The sequence below is a fragment of the Gillisia sp. Hel_I_29 genome (genome assembly GCF_000744275.1).
Classification (GTDB): Bacteria; Bacteroidota; Bacteroidia; order Flavobacteriales; family Flavobacteriaceae; genus Gillisia.
In genome coordinates this window covers 310,049-333,791 of record NZ_JQLP01000005.1, presented here as the reverse complement: position 1 = coordinate 333,791, position 23,743 = coordinate 310,049, and the positions used below count along the sequence as shown (strand labels likewise).

The window sequence follows — 23,743 nt, the reverse complement described above, 5'->3', positions numbered from 1 at the left end:
AACTAAAACCAATATTATTATGAAACCATTAAGTTCAGAATTACAAAAATGTATCGATGATTGCAACGCCTGTATTACAGCGGCAAGAATTTGCCTGGATCAGCACTTGGGTGAATCCGATATGAAAGAATGCCACCAGTTTTGCCTGGATTGCATTGCACTATGCACTGCCTGTGTACAACTATTGGCCAGCCAGTCCGATTACTCACAACGTGTTTGCGCCATTTGTGCAGATTTATGTAAAGCCTGTGCCGATGAATGTGCAAAATTTGATAGCGAAGTATGCCAGCAATGTGCAGAAAAATGTAGAGAGTGTACAGAAAGCTGTAAAAAAATGGCAGCTTAACCTTTGAGAACGTGAAAAGTATGGCTATTCCCAATCCGATTTTCAAAATTATTTTTATTAGCATTATAAATGTATTTGCAATTTCAACCATAAATGCTCAAGGCCACGGGCCCTTGTATGGTGTCCCGACACCAACCCTTGCAAAGGGTGGCGTGAATTTAAATGTCGCCGGGATGAGCCTAAGTACAGAGAACGAAACCTCTTATATGATGCGTTACCTATTTTCTTATGGTATAACCGAAGATTTGCAGATCAACCTTACCACTCCTACAATGATCGAGCGTTTGGATAATCCTTCCAGAACACGTGGAAATAGCAATATGCCAGCCAATGGTGATATTGAAGCTTCTTTATGGTACCGGTTTTTTTCCAATGCCTTTGGGGTGGGGAAACGCTTTGAATCTACAGCCATTTTAGGGGTATCAGCTCCTACCGATGATGTTCGGGGTCAGGTGAATGTGGGGAATTCAATTCACGGAGCTATATCTACCGGTTATGCCTCCCGTACCTGGTATGCGTGGCTGGGTGGTGGATATCAGTATTATTTTGAACGGGACCAGGAGCAGCTTGGTGACCTCCCTTATGCCAGTGCTGTTGTTGGATATCGCCCAGATATTTTTAAGGGAGATTATCCCAAACCCGATTGGAGGGTCTTTGTAGAAAGCCTTGCTGAATTTCCAGGGGACAACCGCTATCTGGGACAGCAGGATTTTACCGATTCAAGAAGCAAAAAAGTTCTAGTGGGGCCTTCCTTTTTAGGATTGTACGGAGCTTGGGGAATTTCCTTTGGAGCTTTGTTTCCGGTGGTACAGGATTTGACCCCAAGTGCGGTAAAGGAAAATTACAGAGTCGCGATTAATTTGAGTTACTGGTTATAATAGAAATAAATTTTAATAATTAAAAAGATGAAAAAAGTAGTATTGATTATGATAATGGCAGTATTAGGAACTTTTAGCTCCAATGCTCAAATCCAAAAAGTAGATCAGGAAGTTTTTGGGATGGATTGTGCGCCTTGTGCGTATGGCCTTGAACGTGGCCTTAAAAAAATGGACGGTCTGCAAAATGTAAGGGTGAGCCTTAATGATGGGAAAGCCTATCTGGAACTTTCTAAAAATAACAGTTTAAGTCTGAGACAAATCCAAGAGGAAGTAAAGAAGAATGGTTTCTCCGCTAAACAAGCGGAAGTGGTCATAGAGGGAAAACTGATAAATAAAAATAGTGGTTATGAACTGGAAACCGGCACGGAAACCTATAGTATCGTTACTGGTGCTTCAGACGATTTAAATTCAAAGTTGAAGGCAGGAACGGTAAAGCTAAAAGGGATCGTTCAAGATGAGGAAGATGGTAATTTATCAGGACATTGGAAAATTAAACTAACCGAGATTCTTTAATATTTGAGAATGCTAAAGAAAAACGCGCTTTTGGGCACGAGCCTTTTAACGGCAGGAGTCCCCTTTTTGTGTTGTTGGACCCCTGCTGTTTTAATTGGCATTGCAGGTTTTACGGGCATGTCCTCCAATTTTGAATGGTTACATCCCATCAGGCCATATTTATATGGAGTATCCTTTCTATCCTTAGGCTTTGCATTTTACAATACTTATGGGACTTCCAAAGCAAAAAGTTCAGGAGAAAATAAAGATGTAAGTGAATGTGGTTGTAAGAAAAGTGCTCTAAATTCAACTAAAAATAAATGGATATTATGGACAACAACTTTTTTGGTATTCATAATGATTGTTATAAATTTTCTCCTCGATTAATGGCTTATCAGCGGATTACGAGTAAGATATTTCTAATCATCCTAATGCTGCTATTGGGTTTGAAAATGAAGGCACAAGGCCCTCCCATTTTCACGGATACCCCAATAATGTTGGGTGTGCAAGGACGTGGAGTGCGCACTTTTGGCAATATTATATCCAAAGAGAATGCGAATGCTTATGCCCAGGTTTTGGTTGTGCCCTATAACATTACCAGCAAATGGCAGGTAGATGCGGTAGTGCCATATTTATCTATTTCTCCAGACGCTGGGGATTCCCAATCTGGTTTTGGAGATTTAAAATTATTTACAAAATACCAGTTATATCAAAAAGATGGCAAAGGTACTACTCTAAGAGGTCTAATTAAATTAACCGAAACATTTCCTACGGGAAATACAAGCAAAATGCCTGCGCTGGGGTCTGGCGCATACCAGACAACTTTAAGCTTAGTTAATGGGTATGTAACCACTAAATATGGTGTTTATGGAGAAGTGGGCTACAATCTTGCTGGAAATGGTTTACCAGATAACCTGATATACAATATCGCTTTTGGCTACCCGCTTTTACCACAAAAGTATCCACCCAACCAATTGAATGTTTTTTTGGAGCTTAATGGGAATTATGTATTCGATGATGTTGGAAACAATTTATTTTTGTCCCCAGGCATTCAATATATAGCGGGAAGAAAATTACTCTTTGAATCGGGTATTCAAATTCCTTTGGCAGATGCTTCTCCAAGGGGTCAACAAACAAATTACATTTTAAGAATAGGAACTAGAATATTAATTTTTTAAAAATAGAAAAAATGAAAAAGTTATTGATATTACTGTTAATAGGACTTGGTTCTATGACAACAAATGCACAAACGGACAAATCCCCATTAGAGGGTAAAATTACAATTGAAGTAGATGGCCTGGCCTGCCCCTATTGTGCTTATGGCCTAGAAAAAAACCTTAAAGAAATAGATGGAGTTGAAGGCATTGAAATAGTTATTAACGAAGGAACTGCACTTCTAACAATTGCAAAGGGAAAACAAATCTCAGAAAACACTGTCCGTGAAAAGATAAAAGAAGCAGGCTTTACCCCAGGCACCATAAAAAAAGAAAGCGATGAATAAATTTTTATTAGTATTCGTTTTCTCCTTGTTGCTTTTCAGCTGTAAAGAAGAAAAAGAAGATGAAGAAGTTAAGGAATGGGCTTTTAAAAGTAAAATAGAACTACCCGAAATAGCCCGTCCCCTTGCCTTAGTGAAAACCGGTGACGATTTCTGGTTTTCGGATCCGGAACAATTTAGGTTGCTTAAAATAGACAGAAGCGGTAAGGTGCTGGATTCCATTGTAGACATCAAGCGCCCGATGAACATCGATTTTAATAAAGGGAAGTTATATGTGCCAGAATTTTTAACAGATTCCATTTGGGTTTTTGAAGACGGAAAAAAATCATCATTATCCCTTAATGCTAAACCTGAAGCACCTGCAGGACTCAACGTAAAAGGCGATACCATTGCGGTTGCCGATTTTTATAATCATCGGGTTATCCTTCAAATAAAAGGACAGGTTACATTTATAGGAAAAGAAGGTCACGACAATGGAGAACTCTATTATCCCATAGATGTGAAAATCAAGGGTGACAAAGTCTATGTTGCCGATGCGTACAACAACAGGATACAGGTCTTCGATTTTGATGGAAAAGCGTTAAACGTAATCGGAAAAGCAGATGGCTTAAATGTAGCTTCGGCCATAGCATTCAATAAAAATGGCTTTGCTGTGACCGACCAAGAAAACAGTAGGGTACTAATTTACGACCTGGACGGAACATTACAGCAAACCCTTACCGCCAATATCAACTATCCTACGGATGTTTTATTCGATGATAATAAATTGTACATCACAAATTTTAAGGAGAATTCAATTACTCTTTATACGCCGAAATAGTTCAAAAACATACCTTAGGATTCCAATAGCATTACCGTTCCCAGTCCACCATCGGCACAAACACTAACTACCGCTTTTTTACCAGGTCCCATTTGTGCCAGTTCCTTGATTGCCTGGTTAATAATTCTTGCACCAGTTGCTCCGAAAGGGTGACCAATGGCAATACTCCCACCGTTAGGATTAAGGTTTTCCCAAGGAAATAACCCGAACTCAAATGAAACCCCCACTTTTTTAAGGTGCATTTTATCTTCAAGCAATTTGATGTTAGCCATCACCTGTGCTCCGAATGCTTCGTGTATTTCCCATAGGTCAATTTCATCATATCGAAGTTTATGTCTTTCCAACAATCTGGGAATAGCAAAAGTAGTAGCCATCAACAGCCCTTCTTTTTCAATATTTACGGCGGCGATTTCCCAGTCTACTAATTGAGTAGCATAAGAGTTGTCAGGAAATTTCTCTTTTGCTTTTGAGCCGCAAACCCATAATCCTGCAGCACCATCGGTCAATAAAGAAGAATTACCCGCAGTTAATGAACCGTTCCCCGACTCCTTATCGAATACAGGATTGAGTTTGGATAACTGCTCCAAACTAGTATTTTCTCTGGGAATCGTATCCTCTTTATCACCATCGAACGGTAAAATCAAATCATCAAAAAATCCATTATTTCTTCCTTTAATATAATTTTGATGGCTGTTAAGGGCTATCTCGTCTTGTCGGCTTCTATCTATTTGAAGGCGTTTTGTGGTAATTTCGGAATGCTCGCCCATACTCAAACCAGTTGTTCTGTTGGTAACACTTGGGATAAACAATTTAATTTCCCCAAAACTCAAATCTTTTAATTTTGAAAATTTATCGGCAAGTGTCTTGCTTTGGAACATCCTACGCAACCAGTCGGAAAAATTCTGGTTCAGACCTAACTGAACCTTACTCATACTTTCTACACCTCCCACTAAAGCAACCTCCTCTTCGGTTATCAATCCAGCAGCTTCAATAGCTGCCATCATACTGGTACTACAGGCCATAATCGTGGTAAAAGCCGGAATACTTTGATCCAATGCTGCATCCATAAGTATCTCGCGCGCTAGGTTACTGTAGCCAAGATTTGGCGCTACCGAACCCCATATAAAAAGATTGGGAGAAATAGCATCCCTTTTCATCATTTCTTGAACAATGGGAATGGATAATTGAAGGGCATCTTTATCCTTAAGCTCCTTATCAACTTTTGCGAAAGGTGTCCTAAACCCTGCAATCAACCATATAGATTCCTTTGCTTTTTTCATACAACCGTTATATTTATTTCAATATAATATAGTTTTATTATATTATTCGTGAATTTGAAAAAGTTTTTTGAAAGGTTTAACAAAGATGCTCGTCTAAATTTTTGATTAAACACCAGTTATATGTATATTTTCATTTAATAATGAAAAAAGGTTTCCAAAAAATATTATCCCTTAGTCTAGCGCTAATTGTCTTTTTTTCCACAATGTCTTTTACTGTGGTAAGCAATTATTGTGCGGATGATTTAGTGGATTTTTCTTTTTTTGATAATGCATCTTGGTGTCATGATTTGCAGGATGATACATTCTCTAAGGTTTGTGATATTTCAGAGATGTCTTGCTGTAGTAGTGATCAAATTGTAGTTGAAGGTATGGATGAACTACAGAAGTCATCTTTTGAACAATTAACTTTCGATCAACAACTATTTGTTGCTACGTTTACCTATTCTTATCTAGGTCTTTTTGAAGATCTTGATAAAGAAACAATTCCTTTTGCCAATTATAATCCACCGCTCCTGGTCAGGGATATTCTTTTGCTTGACCAGACCTTCCTAATTTGATTTTTAAGTAATTATACCGTACGCCCAACAGAATCCTCTGTTCTGGGCTAATTTTTTTGTGCTTATAATTCTAAGCGCTCCTACTGTAATTGCTTAATAATCGATAATATGTTAAATAAAAGTATTAAATTTTTAATTGAGAATAAGTTGGTAGCAGTACTGTTACTTGCATTATTCGTTGGCTGGGGAATAGTTGTTGCCCCGTTTGGATGGGATAACGGAATCTTACCTAGTGACCCTGTGGCGGTTGATGCTATTCCAGATATTGGTGAAAATCAACAAATTGTTTATACAAAATGGGACGGTCGTTCCCCACAGGATATAGAAGATCAAATAACATATCCTTTAACTACATCCCTGCTTGGTATACCGGGTGTTAAAACAATTAGGAGTTCCTCCATGTTCGGTTTCTCTGCTATTTATATCATTTTTGAAGAAGATATAGAATTTTACTGGAGCCGAAGTCGCATACTCGAAAAACTAAACTCATTGCCCTCTGGTTTATTACCAGACGATGTAAACCCCTCATTGGGACCAGATGCCACTGGCCTTGGTCAGATATTTTGGTACACACTTGAAGGAAGGGACCAGAATGGCAATGTAACCGGAGGATGGGATTTAAACGAATTAAGGAGCATTCAGGATTTTTATGTAAAATATGCACTATCAGGTGCTAGTGGAGTGTCCGAAGTTGCTTCCGTCGGCGGGTTCGTTCAAGAGTATCAGATAGATGTGGATCCGGAACTAATGAAACAATATAACATTAGCCTTCAGCAAGTTGTTAAAGCAACCCGACAAAGCAATGAGGATATTGGTGCTCAAACCTTGGAAATCAATAAGGCAGAATATCTTGTTCGCGGATTGGGTTATATAAGGTCTCTTGAGGATATTGAGAATACCGTAGTTACGTCTGAAAATTTTACTTCTATACGTATAAAGGATATTGCAAAAGTGAACCTTGGTCCTAAAACACGTCGAGGAATATTAGATAAGGAAGGAGCAGAAGTTGTAGGTGGAGTTGTAGTTGCTAGGTATGGAGCCAATCCCTTGGAGGTTATTAACAATGTTAAAGAAAAAATACAGGAGATAAGTGCTGGACTACCTTCAAAAGAATTAAGCGATGGCAGAACGTCGCAAGTAACTATTGTACCTTTTTATGATCGTACAGAATTGATTCAAGAAACTCTTGGTACACTCAACGAGGCCTTGACGCTTGAGATACTTATCACGGTCTTGGTGATAATTGTAATGGTCTTCAATCTTCGGGCATCCATTCTTATATCTGGTCTCTTGCCCGTGGCTGTATTAATGGTCTTTATCTCGATGAAGCTTTTCGGCGTCCCTGCCAATATAGTAGCCTTATCGGGAATTGCAATCGCTATTGGGACAATGGTAGATGTGGGCGTCATACTTTCCGAAAACATTATCAGGCATCTGGATGAGGACGAAGGTGAATTATCTATAAATGAAATCGTATACAATGCTACGGCAGAGGTTTCAGGTGCCATACTCACAGCAGTTTTAACGACGATTATTAGTTTTATCCCCGTGTTCACTATGATTGGTGCCGAAGGAAAATTGTTCCGACCACTAGCCTTTACCAAGACTATGGCCCTTACTGCATCCTTGGTAGTCGCCCTCTTTTTAATACCTCCCTTCGCCGCTATCTTTTTTAAGAAAAGAAATATTAAGAGCGTTGCGGGATATACTGTTAGTTCTATAATAGTGGCGCTTGGTATTGCAGCGCTCTTTTTTGGTTATGTTCTAGGCTTGGTACTAATCGCTTTTGGTATCACAGGGATTTTATTATTGAAAAAGAAAATTTCTCCAAAACGTTCAAATTTAATCAATATCATTATATCAGTTATTACTATAGTTTATCTATTGGCTGAATACTGGCGACCATTAGGGCTTGAAAGGAGTGTTTTCTTTAACCTTATTTTTGTAAGTATTATAGCATTTGGTTTATTAGGAATATTCGCTTTGTTTAAAAAATATTATACAAGAATATTACGATGGGCACTTCGGAACAAAATATTGTTCTTATCTGTACCTACCGTTATTGTGATTTTAGGGGTGCTTATAATGCAGAATACTGGTAAGGAATTTATGCCCTCCCTTAATGAGGGGTCTTTTCTACTAATGCCCACTTCTATGCCCCATGCAGGTGTAGAAGAAAACAAACGCATACTTAGGCAACTGGATATGGCAGTAGCTAGTATTCCAGAAGTCAAAACGGTAGTAGGTAAGGCCGGTAGAACAGAATCTGCCTTGGATTCTGCTCCACTCTCCATGTATGAAAATATTATTCAGTATAAATCAGAGTATATGCTGAATGATGAAAGAGAATGGCAACGGTACAAGGTCAATGATGATGGAATGTTTGTTTTAAAAGACGGCAAATTGGTCATGAACCCTAATTCCGAACTGGATAAAGAACAATCCGATTATTCTGCGGATGACTTCAAGGATCCTTCCTTGGTCAAACGAGATGATCTTATAATGGACGAAGATGGCGAGTATTATAGGAACTGGCGCCCTGAGATTGAATCTCCTGATGATATATGGAATGAAATAGTTAGGGTTACCAAAATACCAGGCATCACATCGGCACCTAAATTGCAGCCTATAGAAACCCGACTGGTAATGTTGCAAACAGGAATGCGTGCCCCTATGGGGATTAAAGTAAAAGGTCAGGATCTAAGGGAAATCGAAGCTTTCGGCCTCAAACTCGAAGAAATAATAAAAGAGGCAGATGGTGTAAAAGATGAAGCTGTATTTGCTGATCGTATCGTTGGAAAACCCTATCTTCTTATAGATATCAAAAGGGAGCGATTAGAACGCTACGGCATCTCCATAGCAGACGTTCAACAAACGCTAAAAGTCGCCATTGGTGGTATGCAAATCACCGAAACCGTTGAGGGACGGGAGAGATATGGTGTTCGTATTAGATACCCCCGGGAACTTCGTGAGAACCCTCAGGATATAAAGGACATTTATGTTCCTGTAGAAAAAGGAAATCCTGTACCCTTGGGCGAATTGGTAGAAATACGTTATGAACAGGGACCTCAAATCATAAAAAGTGAAGACACCTTTTTAATTGGTTATGTACTGTTCGATAAAATAGACGGTTTTGCAGAGGTAAATGTCGTAGAAAACGCACAGGCAGTAATCCAAGGAAAAATAGATTCAGGCGAACTGGTCGTGCCAAAAGGGATTACTTATAAATTCACAGGTACTTATGAGAACCAGCTGCGAGCAGAAAAGACGCTTTCCATCGTAGTGCCATTAGCTTTGGTCATCATCTTTTTGATACTGTATTTCCAATTTAAATCTGTTTCTACCTCCTTAATGGTATTTACAGGTATTGCGGTTGCATTTGCCGGAGGTTTTTTGATGATTTGGTTTTATGGGCAGGACTGGTTCCTAAACTTTGGTTTTTTTGGAGAAAATATGCGTGATCTATTCCAGATCCATCCCATCAATTTGAGTGTCGCAGTCTGGGTCGGTTTTATTGCTCTGTTTGGTATTGCTACAGATGACGGGGTAGTTATGGCCACTTATTTAACGCAAACCTTTGACAGGAATGAACCTGATAACAAGGAAGAAATTAGGGATTCTATAGTCGAAGCCGGGGAAAAAAGGATACGCCCTTGTTTAATGACCACGGCAACCACGATATTGGCATTGTTACCAATCCTTACCTCCACGGGTCGCGGTAGTGATATTATGATACCTATGGCTATACCAAGTTTTGGGGGAATGCTTATCGCTTTGATGACACTCTTTGTAGTACCAGTATTGTTTAGTTGGAAAAAAGAATTTGCACTTAAAAGAAGAAACAAATGAGAAATATAATTTTAATAGTCACCGTGTTATTTTTCCTTCAGGCACAGGCACAAGAATTACAGCCGTACATTCAGGAAGCGGAATCGAATAACCCTGAAATACAAGCTTTTGAACTTCGATATGAGATAGCAGAAGAAAAGGTGAATGAAGTTAATACCTTGCCCAACTCTGAGGTTAGTGGTGGATATTTTGTTAGTGAGCCTGAAACCCGAACGGGTGCTCAGACAGCCAAATTATCTGTTAAGCAGATGATTCCTTGGTTTGGAACCATTACGGCACGTGAAAATTACGCGACCTCCTTGGCAGAAGCCGAATATTTAGAAATCACCATCGCAAAAAGAAAATTGGCTCTTTCCGTGTCACAATCCTATTACCGCTTATACTCCATCAAAGCAAGGCAACGTGTACTGGAAGAAAACATAGCACTTTTGGACACTTATGAGAAGCTCGCCCTGACCTCCCTTGAAGTTGGAAAAGCTTCCGCAGTAGATGTTCTACGCCTACAAATACGGCAAAACGAACTTGTGGAGCGTAAGGATGTGTTAGAACAGGATGTTATAGCGGAACAAAGTGTTTTCAACCAACTTTTAAACCGGGATGACAATATAGAAGTCGTTGTATATGATACTTTGGATCTTCCTTCCGTAGATCCTATGGTTCCATTAAACGCTTTGAACATCCACCCAGAATTGTTAAAATATGATGAGCTATACCAATCTGTAGAACAGGCTGAACTGCTTAATCAAAAAGAGTCCCTGCCCGATCTTGGTTTGGGAGTGGACTATATTGCGGTGACTGAACGTCCCAATATGGATTTTAATGATAATGGTAAAGATATTTTGATGCCCATGGTATCTATATCTATCCCCATTTTCAACAATAGATATAAATCCATCACAAAGCAAAATAAGTTGAGACAACAGGAACTTGCAGCACAAAAGAATGATCGTAGGAATAAGCTGGAAACAATATTGGTAACAGCTATAAGTACCCGAGAGGCTTCTCGAATAAGTTATAGAACGCAATTAGATAATTTGCAACAAGCGAATGATGCCGAGGAAATTTTGATTAAAAGTTATGAAAGTGGCAGTATCGATTTTAATGATGTGCTGGATGTTCAGGAATTACAATTAAAATTTCAGATCAGTAGTATTGAGTCTGTCAAGAATTATTATGTACAAATGGCCATTATCAATTATTTAAGTAACAATAACTAATCTTTTAGGATTAATAATATAGAACAAAATGAAAAAATACGGTATATACATAGGGATATTGATTGGTGGATTAGTGCTGGGATATGTAATATTCGGCACAGGTTCATCAAATGAAACCATGAATAGTGATGAGATGGCTGAAATAGCTGACGAGCATGGTCATGGAACGGAAAATGGGGAACCGCAAATGTGGACCTGTTCCATGCATCCACAAATTATGCTACCTGAACCTGGGGATTGTCCAATTTGTGGAATGGATCTAATTCCTGCGGAACAAAGTGCTGGGGGGTTGACAGCAGACCAATTTAAAATGACGGAAAATGCATTGGCATTGGCCAACATTCAAACAACTTTGGTAGGTGGTTCAGGCCTAGAAGACAATACCCTCGTACTTTCTGGTAAAGTAATGGAAAATGAAGAATTAAATGCAGTACAAGTATCTTACTTTGCTGGAAGGATAGAAAAACTCTATATTAATTTTACTGGCGAACAGGTAAATAGGGGTCAACTTTTGGCGACAATATATTCGCCAGAATTAGTTTCAGCACAACAAGAACTTTTAACCACGGCTTCTTTAAAAGAATCACAGCCTGGTCTATACAAGGCTGTTAGAAACAAATTAAAGCTTTGGAAACTTTCAGAAAAACAAATAAATAGTATTGAATCTTCTGGTCAAGTAAAAGAAAATTTCCCGGTCTATGCAACCGTATCAGGAACAGTAACGGATAAAATGGCGCAGGAAGGTGATTATATTAAACAAGGACAACCTCTGTATAAAATAACAGATTTAAGTTCTGTGTGGGCAATGTTTGACGCTTATGAAAATCAGATTTCCAGTTTACAGGAAGGTCAAGAAATCCAGATTGCCACAAATGCTTATCCCGCCAAGGAATTTACCGCCAAGATATCCTTTATAGATCCCGTTTTAAATACGGCATCGCGAACAGTGAAAATTCGTGCCGTACTGCCCAATAACGAAGATCTCTTTAAACCCGGGATGTTTCTTCAAGGAAAGGTCAAGGGACTTACCAATGATGGAAATGAGACTATAGTTGTTCCGCAAAGCGCGGTAATGTGGACCGGGGAACGCTCTGTAGTTTATGTAAAGTCTAATGATAATGCACCCGTTTTTGAACTCAGGAAGGTAAAGCTTGGGAAATCCCGTGGCGATCAATATGAAATACTTGAAGGTTTACAGAATGGGGAGCAAATTGTAACCCAAGGTACCTTTACGGTAGATGCTGCTGCACAATTAAAAGGCAAAAAATCAATGATGAGTCCAGAAGGCGGCAGCGCCAATACTATGCCTGGAATGCCCGGTATGAATATGGGAGGTGCATCCAATACCAAAACGGACGATGAACAAATCAAGCAAGGTCAGGTAAGTACGAAGAAATTTTTGGAAGGCAAAGTTTATGATTTTCGTAAAGACACTCCGAAAGCGTTTAGACAACAATTGGATGCAGTGATCCATGCATACCTTTCTTTAAAAGACGGTTTGGTACAGGCCGATGAAAAAGCTACATCCAAATACAGCAGCGAATTGTTGAAAGCACTGCAAAACGTTGACGGCAATGTACTTAAAGGTGATGCCAAGGCATTTTGGGAAGAAAAGAAAAGCTTTTTGATGCAACACGCGAAGCTTTGCAAAGAGGCTTCTACCATTGCTGGAAAACGAGAGAACTTTATTTACTTGTCCCAGCCCTTAATAAAAGTGGTTGAGGCATATGGCCCGGGAGATGAAAAACTTTATGTCGATTTTTGCCCAATGGCCAACAATAACAAAGGTGCTTTCTGGCTAAGTGCAGATCAGGAAATTCAAAATCCGTTTATGGCCGCCGATATGAGAAGCTGTGGAGAGGTGAAGCAGGAAATAACTTCGAATAAATAGTCCATCTAACCACATAATCGACCAAGGATGAAAAAAGAATTTTATATTAAAAATATGGTTTGTCGCAGCTGTATTAAAATAATCAGGGATGCGCTTCAAAAAAAGAACTTGTGCATTACTGAAATTGAATTGGGAAAAGTCGTTATCGACACAGAAAATGTCCTAGAAACCAAAAAACAACTTATTGAAGTTTTAAGGACTAATGATTTTGACCTTATTGAAAGTCCAGAGGATAAACTGGTAGAGCGCGTGAAAATAGCGCTTATCGAACTCATCCCCTTGATTCCTGAATATAGGGACATAAAATTATCAGATTATCTCAAGGACAGGTTGAATCAAGATTATTTCACGCTGAGTAAATTGTTTTCATTTAATCAACAAATTACAATCGAAAAATACTTTATTAAACTCAAAATAGAAAAAGTTAAAGAGTTGATTCCTTCCCAAGAACATAATTTTACGGAACTATCACATTTGTTGGGCTACAGTAATCTTGGGCATCTTAGCGGACAATTTAAAACCGAGACAGGAATGAGTCTATCAGAATATAAGACTATAGGATCAAATATTAGGAATCCATTAAACCGAATTCTATAAACATTTCCCAAAATTATAGAAATGTAATTAATTAATTAACAGTAATTTAGATAATAATTAAAAACGAAAGAATTATGAAAATAGTAAAAATAAGTATAGCTGCTGTGGTGGCATTTGGATTGTTCAGTTTTACAACTTCCTGTAATCAAATGGGAAATAAAAATGATAAACACATGATGGATGAAACAATGGATAATAGTTCGATGGGTACAATGATGGGCGAAAATGAGGAAATGGGGAGTTCAGAACAACAAGATGAATTTTCCATGATAATATCATCCTATCTTGAAATTAAGGATGCCTTGGTTTCCGATGATTCCGAAGCTGCTCAGTCAGCGGCGAAGAAAATGGCTAAAATGGATAGTGACATTGCATCTTTTGCCAATGCAATAGCTGGTTCCAACGATTTAATGGAGCAACGTAAAAATTTCAGTAAAATGTCCACTGCTCTCTATGCAAAAGCCAAGGACAAAAATCTTGAGAACACCCTGTATTGGAACTATTGTCCAATGGCGAATGACGGTAATGGTGCCAATTGGTTAAGCATGAACGAAAAGATCCGCAATCCTTATATGGGTCAAAAAATGCCAGGTTGTGGATCTGTAAAAGAAACTTTAAACAATAAATAAAAAAAGCCCTGCAAAAGAGCTGTGTAAAATTGGTTAGGTTTTATCAAGCTCTTTATGTAGGCACTACTATTAATTTAATATAAAAAAAATTATCATGAAAAATGCAATTAAAACAATGTTTGTACTTGGCATAGTTATGCTGGGTACAATAGGACTTCAAGCTCAAGAGAAAGATTCAGCTATGAAGATGATGATGCAAGACAACCAAAAGAAAGAACAGGTCTACACAGCGATAATGGAGAATCCTGAATTAAAAAAGGAGATGATGCAACGAATGATGAAGGATGCCAAAAAAGATTCGACATCTTGTAAAATGATGGGGGATATGATGATGAAGGATGGCCATATGAAGGATATGATGATGGGAGAAATGATGGACGGAGCCTCAGAGGATGATGGGATGTGCAAGAAGATGTGCATGATGATGATGGACAATGATAAGATGATGAATATGATGGACAAGATGAAAGACGAGAAATCGATGGCCCCCAAGAACAAAAATGATAAATCCATAAAAAAAGGGCATAATATGGAAATGCATAAAAACGATAACTAATGAAAATGAACCAAATGATGAAATGGATGATTATAGGTTGCATATCGGTGCTGGTCCTTTCTTTTATTTGGCCATTTTTAGGTATTCAGGGCTATGGTAGCTGGCTATTCTTTGGATTGATATTCCTAGTTTGCCTGCTACCGATGCTTTTGATGAAACGGAAAAACGAAAATAACGATAATCATGAGGGAAGTTAAAGCATTTATACGCGAAAAAAGGGCAAACGAAGTCATGCAAGCTTTACGTACTGAAGGTTTTAAGAGCTTAACGATTTCCGAAGCGGAAGGTACCGGAAACTATACTAAAAAAAGTGACTCCCCTTCACTTCGGTTTCCGTTGACTCACAGTAAAATGTCCAAATTGGAAATTGTATGTAAGAAAGAAGATGTGGAAAGCATAGTTCAAGTAATTCACCAACATAGCGGGAAGGGCGAAAAAGGCGAAGGCCTTATTTATGTTTCTGAAGTGCTGGAAATCTACAAAGTAAGAACGGGCAAGTTAAGCAAAGAAGATATAGAACAATAAATATATGGAAGAACCAGCTATAAAAACCAAAAAAGATATTATCGTAGTAAGTGGTAGCAGTGGATTAATAGGAACCACGCTCATAAATGAATTGTCAAAGAATTATTTGGTTATAGGACTAGATAACATAGGTTATCCCTTTCCTCCTATTACGGCCGAATGTGTTTGTATCGATATCACTTCAGATAAAAGTATGGAAAACGCCTTTGAGCGTATCCGGTTCGCTTATGGAAATAGAATTGCATCCGTAGTGCATTTGGCTGCATATTATGATTTTTCAGGTGAACCAAGCCCACTCTATCAAAAAATCACGGTGGAAGGCACAGAACGCCTCTTAAGAGTTTTACAGGGGTTTGAAGTTGAGCAATTTGTATTTTCCAGTAGCCTACTGGTGTATGATTCTACTAAACCCGGCATAGATATTACAGAAGAATCCCCGGTGAACCCAAAATGGGATTACCCTCAATCTAAAGTTGATACCGAGAAAATACTCCGTTCCAAAAGAGGTAAAATTTCGGTCATGAATTTGAGGATAGCCGGAGTTTACAGCAACGAGGGTGATTCGATCCCTATTACCAACCAAATTCAGCGTATATACGAAAACCAGTTGACCAGTCATTTTTACCCCGGTAAATTTGACCGTGGAAACCCCTATGTTCACCTTGATGATCTTATTACAGGTTTAATTAAAGCTATAGAAAAAAGGAAAGAATTCTCAGGGATGACCACCATTAACCTGGGCGAACCCGAAACAATGAGCTTTATTGAGCTACAGAATGAAATTGCACGTTTGCTTTTTAATAAAGAATGGAAAACTTATAAGATTCCAAAATTCGTAGCAAAAACTGGTGCATGGGTTCAGGGCCTCTTTGGTGATTCCTTTATCAAACCCTGGATGGTCGATTTGACGGATGACCACATGGAACTCGATATTTCGCGTGCAAATAAAATGCTGGATTGGGAGCCAAAACATCGTTTGAGCACTACGCTTCCGAAGATAATAGATAACTTAAAGTCAGATCCTCTAAAATGGTACAAGGAAAATGACCTTAAACCTCCTTCCGATTTAAAAGAAAAGCAGTCCGAAAAATGATATAAAATTAACCCACCAAAAAAAACCATTATGGCAACTGAAAAACAGAACCCAAGTAATCAGAATCCCCAAAAGACAGAAAAGAAACACGGGAAAATGGGAAAACGAGGAGTCACTCGGCCAATGTCTGATATGAAAATGGATGGAGGGAATGAAATGATGATGGATTCTGGGCAACGGAAAGAGATGTTGATCGCACACCATAAACAGACTCTTTGGGTGTATTGGGTGGTTATACTTTTAGGGGTATGGATGATTTTTTCTCCGCTTACTTTTGACTACGGAAATAATGTGGTATCTCCTAGTGGCGGAAGGGATGTTTGGCTTTCCCTTGCAGACCGTATTGCGGCAATGCGCTGGAGCGATATCATAAGTGGTTTTTTACTTATATTTTTTGGCTGGCGCTCCCTAAAACCGAATAGACCTTATAGCGTCTGGATTGCCTGTTTTGTAGGAATATGGATAAGCATGGCGCCATTGATTTTTTGGGCCCCTACGGCTATAGCCTATTATAATGGAACCATGATTGGTGCTTTGGTAATCGCCCTAACCATTCTTATCCCTGGAATGCCCAATATGATTATGTTTATGAAAATGGGAGGTGATTTGCCCACAGGTTGGTCTTATAATCCTTCGAGTTGGCCACAACGATGGATTATGATCGTTCTTGCATTTATGGGTTGGATAGCCGCCCGTTATTTGGCGGCATTTCAGTTAGGCTACGTGGATTACGCCTGGGACCCATTCTTCGGTGATGGCACTTTAAATGTTCTAAATTCAGATATGTCACATTCCTGGCCGGTATCGGATGCCGCTTTGGGATCTTTTGCATACACCTTGGAATTTTTAATGGGCTTTATGGGAGCCACTTCTCGATGGCGTACAATGCCGTGGATGGTCACTTTTTTCGGTATTTTGGTTATTCCACTAGGATTTGTCAGTATTTTTTTAGTGGTATCCCAGCCCTTAACGGTGGGAGCTTGGTGCGCACTTTGCCTATTTACCGCAGCGGTAATGCTGCCCATGATTCCATTGCAGATCGATGAAGTGATCGCCATGTGGCAGCATATGGTACAAAGAAAACGCAAGGGAGATTCTTTATGGAAGGTCTTCTGGAAAGGAGGGGATGCAATAACAACAAAAATGGATGAACGTTCTCCCGGACTTGTTGAACTCCACGAAAGCCCCTGGAAGGTATTTAAATCCTCTATTTGGGGAATGACTGCTCCTTGGCAATTGACCGTCGCCACACTCCTGGGACTATGGTTGATGTTTTCCCCGACTGTGTTTGGTGTGGGAATAGAAACCCACGCGGCAGACCTAAATCATTTAGGTGGTGCCTTGGTTGTGGTAATGGCAGTAGTTGCTATGGCAGAGGTCTTGAGAACCTTCCGCTATCTGAATGTGCTGTTGGGCTTAGCACTGATTTTATTGCCTTGGTTTATTGATGACGGAAACATGTCACTCAACGTAAGTAGCAGTATAAGTGGTCTTATTATTATGTTGCTTTCTTTTTCCAAAGGCACTATTAGGGAAAAATATGGCTTATGGGATAAGTATATTAAGTAGAAAAATTAAAACAATATGGATATTGAAGAGCTTGATCGTAGAAAATTTATAAAATTGGGCAGTACGGGAGCCGCTGTTCTCCTCTCGTGGCCCTTTCTAAATGCTTGCGAAGGACTTTCATCTAAAAAAAATGAAAGTTCAGATCCTAATTTCGAACCAGATCTGGATATTGATCTTACCGCCAAGGAAAGTCAAGTACCCTTTTTTCAAGGAAGTTCCACAAATGTTTGGATGTTTGAGGCCAAATTGAATACCGGCGACCCCAATGCGGTTCAACACCTAGACGGTAGTTATCTAGGCCCAATACTGCGTGTGCAGAAAGGCCAAAAGTTAAGGATCCGTTTTAAAAACCAGTTGCCTGAAAAAAGTATTGTGCATTGGCACGGTATGCACGTACCGGAAAAATATGACGGCCATCCCAAAGATGTTATAGAAAATGGGGAAACCTATATTTATGAATTTGAGATTATGAACCGTGCGGGCACGTATTGGTTTCACCCACATCCACACGGGCGCACAGGTCCACAGGTCTACAATGGACTGGCAGGAATGCTTATAGTTAGTGACGATGAGGAAGAGAAACTGAACCTGCCCAAAGGTAAATTTGATATTCCCATTGTCATTCAGGACAGGGCATTTGATGAGGATAATCAGCTCCTATATCTGAACAGGGGGCGAATGGATAAAATGATGGGCTTTTTAGGAAACCAAATTTTTATTAATGGAAGGCCAGATAAAACATTATCCTTAAAATCCGGTTCTATATATCGGTTAAGACTACTTAATGCATCAAATTCACGTTTTTATAAACTCGGTTGGTCTGATGGAACACCGCTTACCGTGATCGGGATTGACGGCAGTCTTTTGGAAAAGCCACGATCGATGCCCTATATGATGTTGGGAGTGGCTGAACGTGTGGATATATGGCTGGATTTAAAAGATAAACCTAAAGGAACCGAACTGACTTTGAAAAGCCTGTCCTTTTCGGCAGGGATGATGAGCATGGGCATGATGGGTCAAATGAGAAGTAACCTTCCGCTGGGCAGTGAATATGATGTATTAACGATTTCTTTGGATGAATCGGGAAACAACAGTTTTATACTTCCTGAAAAACTCATTGTTTTTAATAAAATAGATCCTTCCGAAGCCATAAATGCGAAAAATCCAAGAACCTTCAAATTTTTTATGCAACGCATGCAATGGACCATCAATGGTAGGACCTGGGAGGAAACAGAGGTGGCAGGTGAAGAAATCGTAAAATTAAATACCACCGAAATATGGCAGTTGGTAAATAGTGGTGGTGGCATGATGGGTAATGGTGGTATGATGGGCGGAAAAGGAATGATGGGAAACGGCGGCATGATGAATGGCGGTATGATGCAAATGCCCCATCCCATTCATATACATCAGGTTCAATTCAATATTCTGGAAAGGGATACATCGGATATGGATCCCGAGGTGTGGAATTCCGTAAGGGAGGGATTTATAGATGACGGCTGGCAGGATACGGTATTGCTAATGCCCGGAATGAAAATAAAGATCATCATGCGTTTTGAGGACTTTAAGGGCTTGTTCCTTTATCACTGCCATAATTTGGAGCACGAGGATATGGGCATGATGCGGAACTATAAAATAGAATAGTAACTTAAATTAAAAATTATGGATATGGAAATGGATGGCTTCTGCTGGATGTGTGCTGCCATGTGGACAGGTGGAATACTATTAGTGGCCTTGGTCATATATTTAATCTATCGTCTAGCGAAAAAAAACAAGAAGCATTAATATGGAGGAATTCAATTTGGCCGTCCTTATTTTACCCGGATTTTCTATAATCGGAGTTCTTTTGATGTATTGGTATTTTAGAAAAAAAATTAAAGATAAATGGGTATATAACTATTATGTGGTTTCCATTGCTCTTATTGCACTCGTTTTCAATACTATCTGGGAATTGTTGCATGGCCCATTATATAAAGGTTACCAATACGACTGGGAGCATATATCGATTTGCCTAATGGCGGCTTTTACAGATATGTTGACTACTCTGATTATGTTGTATGGGTTTGGTCTTTTTTATGAAAATATTTTTTGGATTCGAAAATTAAAATTGAGCAAGATAATTCTCGTAATAATTACGGGCGGAACCGGTACCATTTTATTGGAACGTTGGCATATAGCTGAGGGACATTGGACGTATGCCGAAAATATGCCAATAGTTCCTTGGATCGAGGTTGGACTCACTCCCCTATTACAGTTCACTATTCTCCCTATTGTTATTTTTCTTGTTGGAAGAATAATTTCAAACAGACAATTTAAATAATTTAAAACTTTATAAAGTGTATCAAAAAAGAGCATATAGAAATAAAAATGTAAAAAAGGAGATATCTCAAAAAAATAAAATTACCAAAAGGGATACAATAATTGCACTAATCTCTTTTCTTGGAATTTTTTTAGCAGCCGCTTTTTTTGCCTACAGAATGATGTTTATTAACCCTTCTGAAATTCATCAAGCAGATAATAACTTGGCTTATCAAATTGTGCCCAATAATGAAGTGTGTATGTTAAACAACACGTATAGAACAGAAGCGATTCCATTTGTTTTAATAGGAAAGCACGCCTATTTTGGTTGCTGTAATAGCTGCACAGATCGGTTATTAAAAAATCCAGAAGAGCGATATGCAATAGATCCTATAACAGAAGTAGAGGTAGATAAATCTATGGCAATAATCCTACGAAAAGTAGATAATGACTCTTCAATATATTATTTCAATACAACTCACAATGCAAAAACTTTTATGATCAGGGAAAAGAAGAACCAAAAAACAGAACAAATATAGAATTGTCAATACTTATATGGAGATAAAAATATGACTGTGAAATTTCAACTTATTCTTTTAATAATAATGGGTTTGCTTACGTCTTGTGAAGATCAAAATAGACATTTGCCTATTCTTGGAAATAAGGAAGTAGCCAACAATGAGGAAGATACAATTTATCACAATATCCCCAATTTTAGCTTTATAGATCAGGATAGTCTTACAATTACGTCCAACACATTTACAGATAAAATTTATGTAGCAGATTTCTTCTTTACATCCTGCCCCACCATCTGCCCAATAATGAAAAACCAAATGCAACGGGTATATGAGAAATTTAAGGGAAATAAAAATGTAGCTTTCCTATCTCACAGTATTGACCCATCTCACGATAGCGTACCAGTATTAAAAACATATGCAGAAGATCTTGATATTAATAATGGTCAGTGGCACTTTGTTACTGGTAATAGAGAAGAAATCTTTGCTATAGCCGAAAACCACTATATGGTAAGTGCCCAAGAAGATCCTTCTGCCCCTGGCGGAGCAATTCATAGTGGTGCGTTTATATTAATTGACAAACAAAAAAGGATTCGCGGGTATTATGATGGGACCAACACAGAAGAAGTCGATAAGCTGATTGAGGATATTCCCATATTGCTTAACAATTATTAATTTTAAATGCACTGATCTGGTGAGGAAATACTTTATTTCATTGTGACCTTTGTTGAAATTAACATCCTTGCTTAAAAAGTAATTTTTATTAGGAAAAGCCTGTCTTAGGATGATGACTGAAAAAGTCTGGAATTTAATCCCAGCTTAAACAGGAAAAAGCAAATGCTTTAAAGGGGGAGTTGTTTTGATTTAATTAGTTATTTAAGCTACAATTCTTCCCTTGTAAAGCTAATTTAAGAAGAGGATTGAAAGAATTTCTTATGTGAGACCAACATGTAATTTTAAAAGAAAATGGCTAGGTTCACATTCATTCTAGGGAATAACACTAAGCATAATCAAAGATGAAAAGCGACGTATAAAAATAATGTTATGACAAAGATTAAAATGGGGAAGTGAAAATTTAATTTGATGGAAAATGGATTCTTTAAGTAAGGCAATTTTTGAAAATAAGCAACTGGATATAGATTCACTACCCAGATATGGAGAAGTGAAGTTTTCTTCACTTAATCCGAAATATCTCGTTAAACTAAATATAATCACAACTGCTGGTGCCTTGATATTTTTGGTAGGGCTTGGTGCAGGATATGTGCTTGTGGAAAACTATAGAGGCTTATTGGCATTTTTGGCGATCCTGTTTTTGCTAATTTTCTTTGGCTCTTACTATCGTAACTTTCAATTGCAGAAAAGAAACGGCTATGCAATCCGGGAAAGGGATATAATCTTCAAACGGGGCTTTATTTACAAAAAAACTACAGTAGTACCTTTTAACCGAGTGCAACATGTTTCTACGGGCAGGGATATATTGGACAAATTTTTAGGAATTTCAACTTTACGGGTTTTTACGGCCGGGGGTTCAGGAAGCGATATCGGAATTCCTGGTTTGCTTCCAAAAATTACGAGTGGCTTAAAGGAAGAAATTTCGAAAAGAACATCTTCTCATGATTAGCAGCAACTTTTATGAGCCGAACCGACAATCAAAAACAGGGGTTATACTTGTTTTTGGCAGCAGCCTTTATCATCTTGTTAGAAATTTATGGTTTCTGGGGGTTTACTTTTTCATGGAAGAACTGGATGCTCAAATGATGATGATTTCTATTGTTGGAGCTGCAATCTTTCTTGTTCTTGCTCTATGCTATAGTATCCTTTACTATTTAAAATTTATTTTTTTCATTGACCGGGAAAGAGAAGAATTTGTACTCCAAAAAGGGGTTTTTAGCTCAGAAACTATAAGTGTCCCTTTTGATAAAATACAGCAAGTTAATTTCAAGAGAAACCTGCTTCAGCGAATAATTGGTGTTTATAGCATTTTGATTGAAACTGCTGGGAGTAAAGAAAAAGAGGTCGAGATTAAAGCTCTTTCTAAGGTAAAAGCGGAGCAACTCTCCGAACTTCTGATGAGCCATATCAAAACAAAAATAGATCGAACAATTCCTGAAGATGAACAAGTGGAAACTACTACAGATTGGCAATATTCTTTAAACGTTCTCCAGCTTTTAAAACTCGGGTTAAGCAGCAACTACCTCCGTGGACTGCTATTATTGCTCACTTTTTATCTCACTCTGAAAGATCAGATTTTTTTGAGACAAGTCTTTCCAGATGAAATAAGTGTGGTGGGTAATAACGGTTTTACCTTTACCCCTTGGACGATTCTACTGATGTTATTAGCGGTATTGATTGTTACTGTAGCTGATACTTTTATAAAATATTTTAATCTTCATTTAAAAAAAACAGATCTGGGGCTGCAGGTGGAAATGGGACTTCGAAAGAATAAAAAGGTGAGCCTGAAAGCGAAAAGAGTACAGTCAATAGAAATTTCCAGCAATCCAATTCAACAACGGCTTGACCTTAATAAGTTAAAAATCTTTCTAGCAACCAGTGCAGATGATTCGGAAAAAAGTGTAATTACAATTCCCGGTATATCACAAAAATTTATTTCAAGGATTAAGGACCACATCCATAACACCCAAATCAAGCAAATTTCTCAAATCGTTCCGAATAGGATGTTGATATTTAGAAAAATTATTCGTGGTCTCTTTCCTTTGTTGCTGCTTCCTTTACTCATAGGATATTATGAACTTAATCTCAGATTAGAATGGATAATTCTTGGGATAGCGGGTTATACTATTCTTTTGGCGGGGTATCAATTTCTCTTTTTTCGTTCTTTAAAGCTGTCTATTTCTGAAGGATTTATCGTAAAGTATTCTGGCGTGTGGAGAAGAAAGCAGCAGCATCTGGAAATGTGGAAACTACAATCTGTTTCAATAATACAGCCACTCTGGTATAAAAAACAAGGTCTCGCAGATTTGGTTTTCCATTCAGCGGCGGGAGATATTTATTTTGAAGTAATAGATGAAAATCAAGCAAAACCACTCATGGATTATTTACTGTACAAAATAGAAAGTATAACAGAAGAATGGATGTAGTTGTTGCAAGGGCAAATTACAATGTTTACAGGCAATAC

General features: G+C 38.4%; 25 protein-coding genes. 24 read left to right on the top strand and 1 reads right to left on the bottom strand.

All coding sequences use genetic code 11. The features are described 5' to 3' along the window. Positions 1-19: 19 nt before the first annotated feature. The 7 genes from P163_RS18105 to P163_RS06520 all read left to right on the top strand — a co-directional run bounded on the left by P163_RS18105 (position 20) and on the right by P163_RS06520 (position 4,034). Complete coding sequence (locus P163_RS18105) at positions 20-346, top strand: four-helix bundle copper-binding protein (RefSeq protein WP_081891306.1); 327 nt, start codon at positions 20-22, stop codon at positions 344-346. Between the two features lie 173 nt (positions 347-519). Beyond that, positions 520-1,224, top strand: a complete 705-nt coding sequence (locus P163_RS06545) for a hypothetical protein (protein WP_231556170.1) — start codon at positions 520-522, stop codon at positions 1,222-1,224. Positions 1,225-1,251: 27 nt separating this feature from the next. Then, positions 1,252-1,737, top strand: a complete 486-nt coding sequence (locus P163_RS06540; protein WP_034888857.1) for a heavy-metal-associated domain-containing protein — start codon at positions 1,252-1,254, stop codon at positions 1,735-1,737. Positions 1,738-1,746: 9 nt separating this feature from the next. Then, positions 1,747-2,103 (top strand): hypothetical protein, encoded by a 357-nt coding sequence (locus tag P163_RS17820; RefSeq protein WP_051931168.1) that lies wholly within the window; start codon positions 1,747-1,749, stop codon positions 2,101-2,103. Continuing rightward, positions 2,046-2,894, top strand: coding sequence for a transporter (locus tag P163_RS06530; protein WP_197055429.1), 849 nt, complete (start codon positions 2,046-2,048; stop codon positions 2,892-2,894). The genes P163_RS17820 and P163_RS06530 overlap by 58 nt, the downstream gene beginning before the upstream one ends. A gap of 11 nt (positions 2,895-2,905) precedes the next feature. Next, positions 2,906-3,217, top strand: coding sequence for a heavy-metal-associated domain-containing protein (locus P163_RS06525; RefSeq protein ID WP_051931167.1), 312 nt, complete (start codon positions 2,906-2,908; stop codon positions 3,215-3,217). Next, complete coding sequence (locus P163_RS06520; protein WP_034888853.1) at positions 3,210-4,034, top strand: NHL repeat-containing protein; 825 nt, start codon at positions 3,210-3,212, stop codon at positions 4,032-4,034. The genes P163_RS06525 and P163_RS06520 overlap by 8 nt, the downstream gene beginning before the upstream one ends. 14 nt (positions 4,035-4,048) lie before the next feature. On the opposite strand, the gene P163_RS06515 is transcribed toward P163_RS06520, so the two are convergent. Beyond that, positions 4,049-5,314 (bottom strand): thiolase family protein, encoded by a 1,266-nt coding sequence (locus tag P163_RS06515; protein ID WP_034888851.1) that lies wholly within the window; start codon positions 5,312-5,314, stop codon positions 4,049-4,051. Positions 5,315-5,454: 140 nt separating this feature from the next. Between P163_RS06515 and P163_RS06510 the strand changes: the two genes are divergently transcribed. The 17 genes from P163_RS06510 to P163_RS06435 all read left to right on the top strand — a co-directional run bounded on the left by P163_RS06510 (position 5,455) and on the right by P163_RS06435 (position 23,705). After that, the gene (locus tag P163_RS06510; RefSeq protein ID WP_034888849.1) at positions 5,455-5,871 is read left to right on the top strand and encodes an HYC_CC_PP family protein; all 417 of its coding nucleotides are present in this window, start codon (positions 5,455-5,457) and stop codon (positions 5,869-5,871) included. A 108-nt stretch (positions 5,872-5,979) separates the two neighbouring features. Further along, positions 5,980-9,720, top strand: coding sequence for an efflux RND transporter permease subunit (locus P163_RS06505; protein ID WP_034888846.1), 3,741 nt, complete (start codon positions 5,980-5,982; stop codon positions 9,718-9,720). Further along, on the top strand, positions 9,717-10,937 hold the full coding sequence (locus tag P163_RS06500) for a TolC family protein (protein ID WP_034888844.1): 1,221 nt from the start codon (positions 9,717-9,719) through the stop codon (positions 10,935-10,937). The genes P163_RS06505 and P163_RS06500 overlap by 4 nt, the downstream gene beginning before the upstream one ends. A gap of 28 nt (positions 10,938-10,965) precedes the next feature. After that, positions 10,966-12,828: an efflux RND transporter periplasmic adaptor subunit gene (locus P163_RS06495; RefSeq protein ID WP_034888842.1), complete on the top strand. Its 1,863-nt coding sequence runs from the start codon at positions 10,966-10,968 to the stop codon at positions 12,826-12,828. A gap of 27 nt (positions 12,829-12,855) precedes the next feature. Continuing rightward, positions 12,856-13,425, top strand: a complete 570-nt coding sequence (locus P163_RS06490) for a helix-turn-helix domain-containing protein (RefSeq protein ID WP_034888840.1) — start codon at positions 12,856-12,858, stop codon at positions 13,423-13,425. Between the two features lie 74 nt (positions 13,426-13,499). Then, the gene (locus P163_RS17815; protein ID WP_051931166.1) at positions 13,500-14,054 is read left to right on the top strand and encodes a DUF3347 domain-containing protein; all 555 of its coding nucleotides are present in this window, start codon (positions 13,500-13,502) and stop codon (positions 14,052-14,054) included. Positions 14,055-14,169: 115 nt separating this feature from the next. After that, positions 14,170-14,610, top strand: coding sequence for a hypothetical protein (locus P163_RS17810; RefSeq protein WP_156100665.1), 441 nt, complete (start codon positions 14,170-14,172; stop codon positions 14,608-14,610). After that, complete coding sequence (locus P163_RS18100) at positions 14,610-14,807, top strand: hypothetical protein (protein ID WP_231556169.1); 198 nt, start codon at positions 14,610-14,612, stop codon at positions 14,805-14,807. Before P163_RS17810 ends, P163_RS18100 begins: the two co-directional genes overlap by 1 nt. Continuing rightward, positions 14,794-15,135 carry a P-II family nitrogen regulator gene (locus P163_RS06475; RefSeq protein ID WP_034888838.1) on the top strand — a complete coding sequence of 114 codons (342 nt, stop codon included), beginning with the start codon at positions 14,794-14,796 and terminating at the stop codon, positions 15,133-15,135. The genes P163_RS18100 and P163_RS06475 overlap by 14 nt, the downstream gene beginning before the upstream one ends. 4 nt (positions 15,136-15,139) lie before the next feature. Beyond that, positions 15,140-16,228 carry an NAD-dependent epimerase/dehydratase family protein gene (locus P163_RS06470; RefSeq protein WP_034888836.1) on the top strand — a complete coding sequence of 363 codons (1,089 nt, stop codon included), beginning with the start codon at positions 15,140-15,142 and terminating at the stop codon, positions 16,226-16,228. A gap of 30 nt (positions 16,229-16,258) precedes the next feature. Continuing rightward, positions 16,259-17,797, top strand: coding sequence for a vitamin K epoxide reductase family protein (locus P163_RS06465; RefSeq protein ID WP_051931164.1), 1,539 nt, complete (start codon positions 16,259-16,261; stop codon positions 17,795-17,797). A gap of 15 nt (positions 17,798-17,812) precedes the next feature. Beyond that, positions 17,813-19,438 carry a multicopper oxidase family protein gene (locus P163_RS06460; protein WP_034888834.1) on the top strand — a complete coding sequence of 542 codons (1,626 nt, stop codon included), beginning with the start codon at positions 17,813-17,815 and terminating at the stop codon, positions 19,436-19,438. A gap of 142 nt (positions 19,439-19,580) precedes the next feature. After that, positions 19,581-20,114, top strand: a complete 534-nt coding sequence (locus P163_RS06455) for a hypothetical protein (protein WP_034888832.1) — start codon at positions 19,581-19,583, stop codon at positions 20,112-20,114. A 16-nt stretch (positions 20,115-20,130) separates the two neighbouring features. Beyond that, entirely contained in the window at positions 20,131-20,631 is a 501-nt protein-coding gene (locus tag P163_RS17805) for a hypothetical protein (protein ID WP_051931163.1), read from the top strand. A gap of 30 nt (positions 20,632-20,661) precedes the next feature. After that, a complete protein-coding gene (locus P163_RS06445; protein WP_034888830.1) occupies positions 20,662-21,282 on the top strand; it encodes an SCO family protein in 621 nt (206 codons plus the stop codon). A 415-nt stretch (positions 21,283-21,697) separates the two neighbouring features. Further along, positions 21,698-22,228 (top strand): PH domain-containing protein, encoded by a 531-nt coding sequence (locus tag P163_RS06440; RefSeq protein ID WP_034888828.1) that lies wholly within the window; start codon positions 21,698-21,700, stop codon positions 22,226-22,228. Then, complete coding sequence (locus tag P163_RS06435) at positions 22,221-23,705, top strand: PH domain-containing protein (protein ID WP_034888826.1); 1,485 nt, start codon at positions 22,221-22,223, stop codon at positions 23,703-23,705. Before P163_RS06440 ends, P163_RS06435 begins: the two co-directional genes overlap by 8 nt. Positions 23,706-23,743 lie beyond the last annotated feature (38 nt).

Bases quoted from the DNA above. Each gene is read 5' to 3' on its own strand.
- P163_RS06445 (WP_034888830.1), top strand. From the start codon at position 20,662: ATGACTGTGAAATTTCAACTTATTCTTTTAATAATAATGGGTTTGCTT.
- P163_RS06465 (WP_051931164.1), top strand. From the start codon at position 16,259: ATGGCAACTGAAAAACAGAACCCAAGTAATCAGAATCCCCAAAAGACA.
- P163_RS06545 (WP_231556170.1), top strand. From the start codon at position 520: ATGAGCCTAAGTACAGAGAACGAAACCTCTTATATGATGCGTTACCTA.
- P163_RS06475 (WP_034888838.1), top strand. From the start codon at position 14,794: ATGAGGGAAGTTAAAGCATTTATACGCGAAAAAAGGGCAAACGAAGTC.
- P163_RS06520 (WP_034888853.1), top strand. From the start codon at position 3,210: ATGAATAAATTTTTATTAGTATTCGTTTTCTCCTTGTTGCTTTTCAGC.
- P163_RS06435 (WP_034888826.1), top strand. From the start codon at position 22,221: ATGATTAGCAGCAACTTTTATGAGCCGAACCGACAATCAAAAACAGGG.
- P163_RS17820 (WP_051931168.1), top strand. From the start codon at position 1,747: ATGCTAAAGAAAAACGCGCTTTTGGGCACGAGCCTTTTAACGGCAGGA.
- P163_RS06525 (WP_051931167.1), top strand. From the start codon at position 2,906: ATGAAAAAGTTATTGATATTACTGTTAATAGGACTTGGTTCTATGACA.
- P163_RS06470 (WP_034888836.1), top strand. From the start codon at position 15,140: ATGGAAGAACCAGCTATAAAAACCAAAAAAGATATTATCGTAGTAAGT.
- P163_RS06440 (WP_034888828.1), top strand. From the start codon at position 21,698: ATGGATTCTTTAAGTAAGGCAATTTTTGAAAATAAGCAACTGGATATA.
- P163_RS06490 (WP_034888840.1), top strand. From the start codon at position 12,856: ATGAAAAAAGAATTTTATATTAAAAATATGGTTTGTCGCAGCTGTATT.
- P163_RS06460 (WP_034888834.1), top strand. From the start codon at position 17,813: ATGGATATTGAAGAGCTTGATCGTAGAAAATTTATAAAATTGGGCAGT.
- P163_RS06540 (WP_034888857.1), top strand. From the start codon at position 1,252: ATGAAAAAAGTAGTATTGATTATGATAATGGCAGTATTAGGAACTTTT.
- P163_RS06505 (WP_034888846.1), top strand. From the start codon at position 5,980: ATGTTAAATAAAAGTATTAAATTTTTAATTGAGAATAAGTTGGTAGCA.
- P163_RS18100 (WP_231556169.1), top strand. From the start codon at position 14,610: ATGAAAATGAACCAAATGATGAAATGGATGATTATAGGTTGCATATCG.
- P163_RS06455 (WP_034888832.1), top strand. From the start codon at position 19,581: ATGGAGGAATTCAATTTGGCCGTCCTTATTTTACCCGGATTTTCTATA.
- P163_RS06495 (WP_034888842.1), top strand. From the start codon at position 10,966: ATGAAAAAATACGGTATATACATAGGGATATTGATTGGTGGATTAGTG.
- P163_RS17815 (WP_051931166.1), top strand. From the start codon at position 13,500: ATGAAAATAGTAAAAATAAGTATAGCTGCTGTGGTGGCATTTGGATTG.
- P163_RS06515 (WP_034888851.1), bottom strand. From the start codon at position 5,314: ATGAAAAAAGCAAAGGAATCTATATGGTTGATTGCAGGGTTTAGGACA.
- P163_RS17810 (WP_156100665.1), top strand. From the start codon at position 14,170: ATGTTTGTACTTGGCATAGTTATGCTGGGTACAATAGGACTTCAAGCT.
- P163_RS06500 (WP_034888844.1), top strand. From the start codon at position 9,717: ATGAGAAATATAATTTTAATAGTCACCGTGTTATTTTTCCTTCAGGCA.
- P163_RS06530 (WP_197055429.1), top strand. From the start codon at position 2,046: ATGGACAACAACTTTTTTGGTATTCATAATGATTGTTATAAATTTTCT.
- P163_RS06510 (WP_034888849.1), top strand. From the start codon at position 5,455: ATGAAAAAAGGTTTCCAAAAAATATTATCCCTTAGTCTAGCGCTAATT.
- P163_RS18105 (WP_081891306.1), top strand. From the start codon at position 20: ATGAAACCATTAAGTTCAGAATTACAAAAATGTATCGATGATTGCAAC.